Below are 12,263 nucleotides of genomic sequence, written 5' to 3'. Positions count from 1 at the left end.
TCTTCTGTATTCTTCTTCAGCCGGCGCAAGCGTTTCGCTAATGTCTACTGTGCAGTCGCCTCATGCTGTTGCCATTCAGAAAAAAGCATTCGCTCCACCTCCAACATCGTCACTTCGTGCCTCTCCAGCAGGCTGGCCAAATGCGTTTGGTCCAATAGTTCCACAGAGTTCAAAGCAGCGTTCTCGTGCGCCTGTCGGTTGAAGAACTGATTCGTGATGCAGACCCTCTCAAACTCCACCATCGGGTGTCTACGGCGGTAGAAAGCTTCGCCGGTCACGACATCCTTAACAGCCTCCCACCCAAGGGCGGCACCGTCTGTCCCGCTGGTCTTAGCCTGTATGAGCTGCCCCTTGCGACCGTCAATGGCAACTATGTCCACGCCATTGTCATTCGTGCCGGGTGTGCGGTAACAACCGTATCCGCGCTTCCCCCACAGAGCCCCCGTCAGGCATTCAAAATGCTGCCACCCCATGCGCAATGCCATGTCGAGCGTGATGCGTTCGTCGATGCCTGCGCCTTCCGACTCAGGAACGACCTCGGCCAAGTTGAAGTCGCCAGGCGCAACGTCCCCAGCACCATTCAACATGTCCTCCGCCAAACCGCGCTTGTATTCAAGCAGCATGTCGAGTTTTACATCGAAAGTCGTGAAATCGTCCGCACGAACCACCGGATAGTAGACGTACACAGGCTTCTTTTGATTTATGCGGTACGCGCGGTCAGTGGCTTGGTCCTCCTTGGCAGGATTCCATGTCCGCGTGTAGTGAACGACGTGGTTCGCTGCCTGAATATTGACGCCGAAGCCGACGGCAACTGGCGAAAGCACTAGGACCCCAAACCCGGGAGTTTCTTGGAACGCCTTGATGCGTTTCTGACGGCTGGCCACGTGATTCGCTGATGCCTTTGTGTCCCCGTTGATGATGTCAGGGCGAAATCCAAATTCGGCCTCGATGTAGTGCTGCAGAAGTCGCTGAATTTCGCGAAATTCGCAGAACACGATGACCTTTTCGCCTTTGGCCTTAATTGCATGAAGCTGGTTGAGCAGCCAGTCTAGCTTCGGAGCTTTCTCGCGGTATTGCCTGACCGGCTCAGGCTTGAAGACGCCCAATCCATGAGGTCGGGGGTCGGTGCAAACCAGCCTCAGGTAATGCAGTAGTCCTAGGTGATTTTTGAACGGTGTCGTAACCGTCGGGTCTCCACGTTTCTTGAAGCTCTCCACAGCTTTCGCATATAGGTTTCGCTGTGTGCTTGATAGCTGCAAGCGTCGGCACTCATCCACCACAATCTTCGGCGGCAAACCTGTATCCACTTGACTCTTCAATCGCCGAAGAATCTGCGGCGCGATGCGTGCCCTTAGCTCCTCAACGCGAGCTCGCTCCTCTTCAGTCTTGGCCTCAATAGGCTTTCTGTAGCGCTGACCGAAATCGTTTAGAGCGCCCAACAATCCCGGCTGGACGTAGTCGAACAGACACCACATGTCCGCAAGCGTGTTCTCGACTGGTGTACCTGTGCAGGCAATCTTGAAGTCCACGTTCTGCTTTTTTGCGGCTCGCGTGACCATAGCAGCAGGATTTTTGATTCGCTGGGCTTCGTCACAAACCATCAAGGACCACTTCTGGGCGGCGAACGAAAACTCGAGGTCACGCAAAGTCTCGTAGGTCGTCAGAACTATCTTGGCACTGCCTATCCAATTCGGTCGCAGAAACTTAACTAGGCCATCCTCAGACTGGAGCCGCTGGTCAATCTGAGCGCGCGGCACTCTCAGTTCGGAAAGGCTGTCACCGTAGGCGGTCAATAAGGGTAATGAGCCCGGCTGGAAAAATTTGTTGGCCTCTTCGGCCCAATTTTCCAGCAGCGAAACCGGCGCAACGACCAACATGGGGGACATGTCTGGTTCCAGCTCAAGCAGCCAGGCCATAAGTGCTAGTAGTTGGAATGTTTTCCCCAGTCCCATATCATCCGCCAGCACCGCTCCCCTGACCTGGTATTCGGTTTGCAGGCGAAATAAATGCTGCATCCACGCAAGCCCTTCCCGCTGGTGTTGTAGCAACGCGTACTCCGGGCGGATACTCTTAGGCACGTTGGGCTCAACTGGCACTGACTGCAGTGCTTCACGTCGCAGCTCCTCATACTCGAGCGCCTGGATGTTAGCTCTCAGCACGAGCTGCTTTTGGGGCCCCTTAGTGCTCGGAGGCGGTTGGATAACCTTCTCCTGGTCGAACGGCTTACCCGACTCTATATCGGCGAAAACTTCCTCGAACGTTTTGACAATCTGCTTAGCCTCTTGGACCGATATGGGCTTCGGAAGCCAGGGAACGCTCACCTCACCCGCCCCCTTTTGCTCTGAGGACTGCAGCCCCGCCTTGAGTTGTTCTATCGCTGTCTTGCTGGTCGGGATTGCCACCGGCCCGCTACCATCTTGCGGGTCGTAGACGACTACTGGCAAGACGTTCTCGGGGAACCACCCATCATCCTCCTTCCTTTTGGCGATATAGGGTGAGCAATACGGCTTCTCGATTCCGATTGAATCGACTCTGGCAGAGTAGCCGCTCAGGTCGTGGACCGCCGAATATGAGACCAATGTCGGTGGCGCTAATCGTTGCTCCAGTGCCGCCGTCAGTTCCTTGAGATGCTGCTCAGCATCCCCTTGGACGACGAAGTCATATCCGCCCCATGCAACCAACTGGTTGCCACGTTTGAGCGCGCGGGCAAGCGCCTGTGTGAATGACGACAGCTCAGCGTCATCTAGCCATTGGATTTCTGACGAAGTCGGTCCGCTTGCAACTGCAGTTTCGATGAGCAAACCAACGCGAACTGGATAGCCGGTCGCATCCCGTTCGAGCAGAGGGACAAATCGCTCGTAATCAAGACCTGCATTCTCGCGAGCTTGTTCGAACTGCGATTCCTCAATGACATCCACCGCATCTGCGCCAAGCGTGGCGTACGGATTCAGAAGAAATGCTTGTGCACGAGAGCCGGCGACACGCCTATGAGGAAGACGCTTCACTTCCTGCAGCACAGTCCGCACCTTCGGTGTCACCAGAATCTGGACAATGCCTTCTGGCGTCACAATGTCATATCTGTCGCGGACGTCCTTAGCTCGGTCGAACACTTCGAGCCAATTGGCTGGTGCCCCCTCGAACACCGGCTCAATCTCGACGACGTGGTCGTCGCTGACACTCTCCGAGCGGCGCAAGCCAATCTGAAGTTTTTCCGGAGTCAATACGACTGACCGATATAGGAAGTCGTCGAGATGAGCCCCTGCAGCGATGGCGAGTCTTCGAATGCGCCCCCACGCCTGCCGATGAGCCAAATCCCCTCGCTCTTCCTCCGCTCGCTGCGAAAACGCGACGACTTCCTTGAACAGAAGCCACTGCTCCGGACGCATGAGAGCCTGATGCCCGTCGCGCGCCATCACGGGGCCGTTGAGAATTTCATCAAACTCGAGTCCATCATTACCGTACCAACCAGCCAGCGCGATAGAGAAATCGCGGTCCGTTAATGAGTGGCTGCTTCGAAGGGCTGGGCGAGCATTGGTGAATCCGGGAAGCTGAAGAAGACTGGAAAGCTCGACATAAGCAGGCATGTCAAGTACCGCGTACATGGAATCCCAGCCAAGCAGGAAGCCGTCCTCTGTCTCCACTGCCAATCCGTCATCGACCAACTGCGTGAGGTAGCCCTCTAGCAATGAGCCCTCAATAGCTGGGACATCTGGCATAGCCTTGTCGGACGTCAGCACGACGCCCGCCGGCGACCACTGGCGCCGCCATGCATTTTTTTGCGCCTTCGCGTTCTTGAATAGCTTGAACACTGTCACCCCTTATTTCCACCACCCCTTGCCGGCTTTTTTCCGAAAGCCCCAGTGCGTCAGAACCTGATTGACTATCTCATCGCTTTCACCACCCCGAACCCACAGGTTGCCGCCCATAGATGTTTTATCGTCGATTTCAAGGCCATGCTCTCTGGCCAGCCCAGCAAGAGCTGAGCGAGAGTACGGCTGAGACTTCGCTCTCGCAGCGTGCTGGTTCGTTTCCTGGGATGATTGGCGGGTTGAAGGCAGCTTCGTCGCAGCCCGTGTCGCACGAGGAACTGAATCAGTAGGTTTGATTCCAAATTCCTTGGCCAGCGTCGCTTCGAACATGTCCTCCCACTTATCCCAGTTATGGATGCCGTCTTGGTGACTAAGCCAGAGAATGCTTTTGCTCTTCTGCTTAAGGGAATTTCGGCCATTTACTTCGAGCCGTAGCGTCTGCGTGGTGTCAAAGGGCACGGACCGTTTCGCGTCATAGCCGTACAGGGCATTGCCGAGGCCACTGAACTCTACGGCGACTAGGCTACCCATCGACATGATGAAGGCATTATTGGCACCGGATGCATCGAGTTCACGGACGAGCCCCGTCATCTTCTTACGCAGCGCAACGAAATCCTGTTCCCTAGAGTTGCGAGCAGACGAACCAAGCGCAAACTCTATGTGGTCAATTGACTTGACGTATCGCTTCCAGAAATTCATACGACGTGGGTCGCCAAGTCCATCTTCGGCCAGCTTGGTGAAGAATGTTTCAATGAACTCCAGTTTTAACCAGTCGGCCACCATTGCCCGAGCCTCTGGTGCAACCCCTCCCCATCGTGTCCGGTTCGATGGCAACCATGGGTTACCCCACCAGGCAACCGAGTGGTCGCGGAGCCTTTGGTGTAGCGCGGCATTGGGCACCTCTGCGTACCGGTCGAGCAGAAGAATCATTCCACGGTCACGCAATACCTCGTTAACGGCCAACAGCTCAAGCATCCTGGGTAGAAGCGCTTGAAACTGTGTATGGTTCAGGCGAGTTGCACCTTTCACCTGTGCAAGAACAAGCTCCCGGAGGAACCAGGACGCCTTCCCGATTCCCAGCTGCTCGCAGAGGCGCTCAATGTCCCCAGTGTCATCCCGGAGCAATGCATCCACGTAGGGCTCGCACGGTTGCTCCCCGAAGAGCCGCCTGTTTTCGACTGCGGTATCGACCCATTCCGGATTGAGGTTTCTGTCCTTGATGAGTCGATTTCGTTCGTGCAGGTACTCCCGTAGCAAGACCCAATTCTTTCGGCCGGTTAGAGCCGTCCCATCAGCAATGGCGTCATAGGTGAAGTAGCTCTTGACCAAGCCCTGATAACATCGCCGGTACGCGCTCGGCCTACTCACCCACGCGTCGACGCCCTCGAGGACTCGCTCCAAGCGCGGCCGGTCCTCCATGACGCACGCCCCTTGCGGGCGATGCGGCAAACACAGACTCCACGACAACAGATAGGCATCGCGGAACGATTTCACTTCTTGGCTCTGCCAAAAATGACGTAGCGTCTCTAGCTGATAGTCCTCAGAAAGCGCGCTGCCTTTGCGTGACTTCGTGCGCGCTTCCATCGCAGCAATTGCCTCATCAATGCCGCGGCTTGGCGTCATCGTCTTCGCGCCTTCTTCGACAGCTGGTCGCAGCAGTGACGCCAGATGGTCTAGTGCGCTCATTTCAGTGCGCACTCCCCAAAATTGCCGGACTGCTCCGGTGCTTCGGGCCGCTGCTCGCCAACGCCCAGAAACTCGAGGCGCATTTCGACGCGACGGCTCTCTTCGTCAGTATCCTTCGCCGCGTTAAAAGAGTATCCGCCAACCAGGAACAGGCTACGGACGCTTTCCTTCTGCTCCCCAGAGAGAAGACTTAGGCCAGATGCTGCAAACATACTGCAGAGCACCCGTTGGCTGCGCTGCAGACTCAGGTTCAGGTTACTGAGGTACGAGCCGGTCTTGTCGGTGTACCCCTCGACCACTACCCTCTTCAATACCCGCTTACCGAGCTCATCGTTTGCCACCCTCAGGATTTCGGGTACAAACTGACGAAGCACCACCTCCTGTTCAGTCGTCAGATTCGATTTCCCAAAAGCAAAACGCGCGCGGTCACCGAAGTCGATGACATGCCTATCACGGTCAACCTTGATGCCGTCATACCGCTTCGCAGCCTTTACGAAGCGGTCCAGGATAAGCTCAATGTCTTTACGGTGCTGCTCCTCCCTCTTCTCCTTCTCCGTGACGTTTTTGGTAACCGCGAGCAGCGCTACGCCCATGACGACCAGAAACAGCACCATCAAAGCAGTCATCAGGTCAGCGAACGAAATCCAGAACGGCTTCTCCGCCTCGTCCCGGCCGCCGCGCTTGAGAACGACCCTTGCGCCCACCATTCCTTACCTCCTCACCGGGGCGAGGCTCCCCATCGAGGCCAACGTCACTTCCAGCTCCGCAACGGCTGAATGCAACAGCCCAACTGCTGTGGAGAGCTTTGTGTGGAACTCGGTATTCGCTTTGTCGAGCGTCCTCTTTACCTCAGTAGCGAAGGAGGTATGTGCCTCTCCGAGGACCCGGCTGACGCCATCAAGGTATTCGTCAGCCTGCTTTTGCGCCGCACCCAAACGGTTTGCGGAACCTTCAATCCGCCCCAGGATGTCGCTGGTGAGAGTGGCTTCTTTGCGCGCCGCCTCCACCGTGGCACGCAGTTCGGTAACGAGCTGACTGATTGCATCTCTTTGGTTGCGATAGTCCTTCAGCAGTTCCTGAATGGCGGTTGCGCCAGCCGTAAGACTTCCTGAGGTTTCGGAGAGCTTGGTTGAAACACTGGTTACCTGGCCCATGATGCTCGTGACGCGCTCACCAGCCGTAGCGAAATTTCGGGAAGCCGTACCCAACTGCTCCGCCCCGGCATTCATCTTGTCGACTGACGACGACGTGACCTGGGTCAGTGTCGTGACGCTCTGTGCCATTTGGCTGGTTGCTGCGCCGAGCTCCTTGATTGCAGCTTCGACTGACTCAGACATTCCAGTGACAATACTCGAGGCGCGGTCGGCCATCGATTGCTCTCGGGCACGATTGCTCTCAAAAACCTCTTGCTGCGAGCCACTAAGTCTTGCCAGCATGGTGGTGACCTGCGTACCGATTGCCTCCAGCGTACCTTGCAGCTTCTGGTTGGTCTCCGACTGAGAGGTGGCGACCAGTTGCCGAATCTGTTCAATGAAAGCGGCAGACTGGGCGTTCATCGCCTCTTGGCGCGACTCAATCTTCTCGATAGCTTCGGCCATCCGCTGTGCCATCGCATCAGTTGAGCGCTGACTCGACGCCTCGATGTTGGCTACTAACGCCTGAAGCGTGCCAACAGCGTCCTGCATGCTCCGTGCTGTCTGCTGATTGAGTTCGTTGAGGCCAGAGATTTGCCCACCAAAGAGGTCATTGAGACGCTGGCTAAAGCTAGCCATGATGTCCTGAAGCATACGGGCGGCGGTTGCGCTTTGGTCGCCGCTCGCCGTCCTTACGGTCGAGGCGATGTCTTCTAGCGGGCCTTTGAGACTCTGCTGAATGCTTTCGGCAATAGTGTTGCCCAGGACTTGGTTGTCTTGACGAGCAGCCTCCAATTGCTCGCGGGATGCTTGAACCAATCGCTCCACGACCTGAGCCTGCTGCTCCTTGCCTGCAGCAATCTGGGCGCTGGTCAGTTCGCGTAGCAACTCGCCTAACTCCTCGACGAGAGCGTCCTTGAGAAGCTTGGATTGGCTTGCAGACTCTTCTGAAGCCTTAACCAGCCGTGACAGGTATTCTTCGCCGGCACCTGCCTCGAAGCATGCGTCAATCGCGTGCGCAATCTCCTCTGTCTTCCGGTAGAGCGATGCCAGCAACAGCTTTTCGATGAAGGTAACAACCATCGCGGCAGCAATGGCGGCAGCCGAGACAAGAAATGCCTCCCCAACCGAGTGCATGAGGGACTCGAGGCTCGTTCGCACAGTGGCTGCGTTCTCGCTCACTTGGAAAGCGCGAAGACCCTCAATGAGACCGCTGAACGTGCCAATGATGCCGATGCCAGTGAAAATACCCGGAAGGTGCTTGAAGAACTCCGTGCGCAACCTGCTGTCGACGACGGTTTGGCTATTGAAGTACAACTCCGCTGGCGCTGTGGCACGGACCGCCCGTACGACCATCTGACCGCCCCGTTCCTCACGCTGGACATGCAGTGATTCCTGATATTCCTTCCAGTGGTGCGCCAACTGCTTATCGCCAGCAAACACCTTTCTGAACTCAGCTGGGTAGTCCTTCGCTTCGAAATTTGCGATGTCTTGCTGAATGCGACGCAAGCGCAACCAATGTGCAAAACCCGGCCCAAGGAACACTGCAAAGAAGGCTACAACGAGAACAGCGAGTGCGGCGCCGGTAACAAGGACTGGTGTTGGCGCCGTGACCAGAGACGTCTCGAGATTCACTGCTTGCCCCCTTCCAATGCAAACTCCGCTTTTTTTGCATTGAGCTGACAGGGCAGCTCAATGCCATGTTTCTCGCAGTATGAGTAGAGGAGAGTTTCGAGCATGTTGGTCAGCGAGCGGTGCTCATTTGCAGCCGCAGCCTCAAGCAACCCTTTAAAACGACTGGAAACCCGGAAGCTCATTGAAATATTTTTCCCCTCGACCATAGTCGAACCTTTTTTAATGTATAGAGCCCTACGATACATGCATTGCAAAGCTGGGGATAGAGGGGAATAGCACCTCAGAAAAAACGTTGGAAAAACAGCACGACTCACCGGCCGGCGAAACACCGTTTGGCAGCGGCACCCACCCCTAAAAGAATTTCATACGCCTTTATCACACTATCTGGTCCACCGCGTTCGCGAAGGCTTCCACCCATTAACTTTGCTCAAACAGAGCGCCCGGTTCAACCACAGGATTGTTCTTAGGCCCCTCAAGGGCATTTTCTTGGAAGAACCGGGCCACATAACCCGGAAGAATATATAGGCACTGGCAACCAATCGCCCCCCCCCGGGCTGTCGCAGCTTCCTGTCGACTTGCTTCTGCACTGTGACGCGGCGACTGCCATACCCCCCCCCGATTGAGGGGTGGCCACCCTTCCTGCATAGCCGCATTATCTTCGTGGTACCACGGTGAAAAAAGGGAAGAAACGCAAGTCTCCCGATACGCTCAGATTTTTTGACGTTTGATAGCGGTAGATGTCTTTAGACGACTCTCGGTTCCTGCAGCATAAAAATGCCTCGACAGGCGAAGCAATGGTGTTGAATGTTGCCTGAACAAGAACCCATAAAAAGCCCGGAAAGAATATAAGCACCATGAACCGCATTTAATGGTCCTAATGATAGGAATACAGAAAGAACTGCCGTTAGTGCAAGTCGTATCGGACCTGTTCCGCGATTTCAAAGGGGATGAAATCGGCGGTCAGCACGCTTCGCGCGGGTTCAACTTCCAGGTATGGCATGCAGTACTTGAGGCCTTGAAAGCCTACAAGAGCGGCGAAGACTATGCGGTCGTTCTCGAGTGGCAACAGGACGTGGCGGTGCTCAACTCCTCGACCACACCGACAGCAGTTCGCTTCGTACAGCTGAAGAAGCACGAGACCGCTACTCATTGGAAGTTGCACCACCTCATCGCCCCCGAGAAGGGTGACGACCCGCCCGCCGCAAACGATGCCGCTACGGACGCATCATCACCAGGCGACGTGCAGCCTCCTGTGGATGGGAAGCCTGCGAAGAAGCCTCGGAAAACTAAGCCCAAAGCGCCGAAGCCGTCATTCTTGGCAAAGCTCTACGCCCATCGCAGGCGGTTCAAAGAACTGGCGCAATCGCGATTGGAATTTGCGTCGAATGCAAAATACGAGATTCCCGATGCCGCCGGCGCCACCACGATGCTATCGAGCATTGAGCTGACGGGGTTGGATAGCAAGGTACGAGAGGACCTTGAGGAAAAGGTGCGGACCCAGCTTGGGGTGCCGACCGATGAGCCCATCGACCTGTCGGACTTTGGTTTGCTTGTCAGTGAATGTCCAATTGCCGACCCGCACAAGCACGTCGCCGGCGAGCTTGCTGAGATGCAGATTGGGAGCGAACTAAAATTGAGTGGCGCGGCCACGATGCTCGCGGTGCTCGTAATTGCCTCCTATGTGCATCAGCGTGCTGGCACAACGCGATTTGCCAAAAATCTTCAGGAACTGCTGGAACGCGCGGTTACCCGCAGCGATGTAGACAAATATTTGATTGCTGCGAACGACGCACAAATCTCCACAGCGGAGCAGGTGCAAGACGTCATCAGCCGGCTGAACGCTGAATTGGCACCGTTCGCCCTGGTTAGCAAAATGAAGCGTGAGCTGTCGCGCGCGTGCGTCGAAATTACGAATCGCGCCGGCCCAACTCCCATGGTGGCAGCCCACCTAAAGGCGCTATACGAGAAGAATACTGAATACGCGCAGCTCCCGAAGGTTGTTGACATCTTCGCGGCATGGTACGAAGACTTTCAAAAATTGAAACTTCCCAACGCGTACCTGTACATGCGGGAGTACCTATATTGTCTTATGTCCATGATTATTCAAAATGCAAATCCTATACAGCAACTACCATCTGTTTCGCCTGGTTCGCAATCTGAGGACGAAGAATGAAGCGGACCGTCGTTTATCACGCACTTTGGCTAGTGTCCGAAAGGGACGAGAGCGCGAGGCAAATCTCGTTCAGCCCCACCCACAACCTGCTCGCGGGTGAGAACGAGACGGGCAAATCTCGCGTCCTGAAGCATCTCGTGTGGGCACTCGGCTGCGAGCCGACGGCACGCGATGCGGGCAACTGGGATTCCAATCTCGTTGCAAGCGTTGACCTGAGCATTGACGGTACGCGATACACGTTCATGCGGCGGGGTATCCATCAGCGGGCAGCGTTTGATGCCGAGGGGAAACTGCTTATCGGCACGGAGAGCGCTTCAACCTGGGCGAAGTTCTTTGCAGCCAGGTTCGATTTCCCTTTGAAACTGCAACGGCATCAGGAGGGGGCGTTCGCGCTTGCCGGGCCCGAATACGCTGTGCTCCCCTTCTATATCGACCAGGAAGGGGGCTGGACCAGAAAATGGAGCAACTTCAAACGCCTGACCCAGTTTGCCCGCTGGGAATTGCCAGTCCTCGAGTCCTTTACCGGTCTGCGACCGCAGCGATATTTCGAAGCCCAGCTTACGCGTGACGAACTGGCGCATCAGCTGAGGGAGGCTCGCGCGCAAGCAAAGGTTCAAGCGAAAGCCTATGAACAAGTCAAGGCAATGCTTCCATCTACGGAAGCCAAGCTGGACGAGGCACTTTTTGCTCAAGAATTGAAGGAAATGTCCGCAACGGTCGCTGAGCTCGGCAAGGAAGAGGACAAGGTCCGCACGGAGCTTTTCGATGTGGCTCAGCAACTCCAAGAGCGGACGGCCGAATTGCAGATGGTCACCCGCGCGGAGCAGGACCTGGTCGATGATTTGGCCTATCTGACAAAGGTGCCCGATAACGGCAAGCTGGCCTGCCCGACATGCGGCCAAGAGCATGGTGTGACGTTCCGTGCAAGGCTTGACCTAGCATCCGACGCCAAAGATGCACATCAACTCGTACTGAAAGTGCGAGGACAGCTGGAGAAACTGCGCGACCGTGAAGCGAAGCTTCGTATCCAGCTGAACCAAGTCACCAACCGAATGGAGCAGCTTCGGTCGTCGATGGGGCGTTACCGAGGAGAGAGCAGTGTTTCTGACATTGTTATCGCGAAGAGTCTGGACACCATTGCTTTCGCTTATGACAAAACTCGTCGAGAGTTGAAGCACCATATCGAGGAGCTCGATGAGAATAAGCAGGCGCTGCAAGAAGAGCTTGCCAAGCTGACAGACGCTAACCGCGTAAAGGAAGTTCGCAAATCCTTCAGGGAGGCAGTTAAGTCCCACGCGGACCGCCTGGACATTGCGGCCGCAGAGATTAAGGGCATCAAAATTGGGGCTCGGCCCGCGATGGCGTCGGGCAGTTCCGGCCCGCGCATCTACTTGGCCATGCACTTAGCTCTGCTCGAAATCAATGTCAAATACGGCAGCGGGCCTCGCTTCCCCTTCATCATCGACACTCCGCGCCAGCAGGGTCTCGACGACAAAAATACAGCAAAGCTCCTGAACGCAATTTACGACCACGGGGTAGCTCATCAAATTCTCGTTGCAAATGAGTCAGTGCCTGAGAGTTGGGAGGGGCGCAAACACTGCCACATCATCAGCTTCGAAGAAAAACGCCGTCTGTTGCGTGAATCCGAGTACCGAGTGGGTCTGGAGATGCTTGCTCCTCTAGTACAGGCGATGCAGGAAGCTATCCGCATTGAGCGAGAGGCCGCTGCACAAGATAGCGGTGGGAGTGAATACGACGATGCAGATGTTGATGCGCCCGCCGAGGATGGCAACGACGACGAGGAAGATTGACCTGTTTCTGGTTCCT

At 55.9% G+C, this 12,263-nt stretch carries 7 protein-coding genes; 2 read left to right on the top strand and 5 right to left on the bottom strand.

Going from position 1 to position 12,263, the window contains the following annotated elements; all coding sequences use genetic code 11:
- Positions 1-44 precede the first annotated feature (44 nt).
- The 5 genes from PI87_RS08715 to PI87_RS08695 are packed head-to-tail and all read right to left on the bottom strand — an operon-like array spanning position 45 to position 8,445.
- A complete protein-coding gene (locus PI87_RS08715) occupies positions 45-3,815 on the bottom strand; it encodes an SNF2-related protein (protein WP_232313962.1) in 3,771 nt (1,256 codons plus the stop codon).
- A 3-nt stretch (positions 3,816-3,818) separates the two neighbouring features.
- Positions 3,819-5,495, bottom strand: a complete 1,677-nt coding sequence (locus PI87_RS08710) for an EH signature domain-containing protein (RefSeq protein ID WP_039597305.1) — start codon at positions 5,493-5,495, stop codon at positions 3,819-3,821.
- Complete coding sequence (locus tag PI87_RS08705; protein WP_039597304.1) at positions 5,492-6,202, bottom strand: OmpA/MotB family protein; 711 nt, start codon at positions 6,200-6,202, stop codon at positions 5,492-5,494. The genes PI87_RS08710 and PI87_RS08705 overlap by 4 nt, the downstream gene beginning before the upstream one ends.
- A gap of 3 nt (positions 6,203-6,205) precedes the next feature.
- The gene (zorA, locus tag PI87_RS08700; RefSeq protein ID WP_039597303.1) at positions 6,206-8,263 is read right to left on the bottom strand and encodes an anti-phage ZorAB system protein ZorA; all 2,058 of its coding nucleotides are present in this window, start codon (positions 8,261-8,263) and stop codon (positions 6,206-6,208) included.
- Positions 8,260-8,445, bottom strand: a complete 186-nt coding sequence (locus tag PI87_RS08695; protein WP_084209920.1) for a hypothetical protein — start codon at positions 8,443-8,445, stop codon at positions 8,260-8,262. The genes zorA and PI87_RS08695 overlap by 4 nt, the downstream gene beginning before the upstream one ends.
- A gap of 725 nt (positions 8,446-9,170) precedes the next feature.
- On the opposite strand from PI87_RS08695, the gene PI87_RS08690 reads away from it, so the two are divergent.
- Positions 9,171-10,436 (top strand): dsDNA nuclease domain-containing protein, encoded by a 1,266-nt coding sequence (locus tag PI87_RS08690; protein WP_198139533.1) that lies wholly within the window; start codon positions 9,171-9,173, stop codon positions 10,434-10,436.
- A complete protein-coding gene (locus PI87_RS29020) occupies positions 10,433-12,247 on the top strand; it encodes an ATP-binding protein (protein ID WP_052321454.1) in 1,815 nt (604 codons plus the stop codon). Before PI87_RS08690 ends, PI87_RS29020 begins: the two co-directional genes overlap by 4 nt.
- Positions 12,248-12,263: the final 16 nt, after the last annotated feature.

The sequence above is a fragment of the Ralstonia sp. A12 genome (genome assembly GCF_000801955.1).
GTDB lineage: Bacteria > Pseudomonadota > Gammaproteobacteria > Burkholderiales > Burkholderiaceae > Ralstonia.
This window is presented reverse-complemented; position numbering and strand designations above follow the sequence as displayed.

What these genes read in the sequence shown, in the direction of transcription:
- PI87_RS08705 (WP_039597304.1), bottom strand. Translation starts at nt 6,202, where the DNA reads ATGGTGGGCGCAAGGGTCGTTCTCAAGCGCGGCGGCCGGGACGAGGCG.
- PI87_RS08710 (WP_039597305.1), bottom strand. Translation starts at nt 5,495, where the DNA reads ATGAGCGCACTAGACCATCTGGCGTCACTGCTGCGACCAGCTGTCGAA.
- PI87_RS08695 (WP_084209920.1), bottom strand. Translation starts at nt 8,445, where the DNA reads ATGAGCTTCCGGGTTTCCAGTCGTTTTAAAGGGTTGCTTGAGGCTGCG.
- PI87_RS29020 (WP_052321454.1), top strand. Translation starts at nt 10,433, where the DNA reads ATGAAGCGGACCGTCGTTTATCACGCACTTTGGCTAGTGTCCGAAAGG.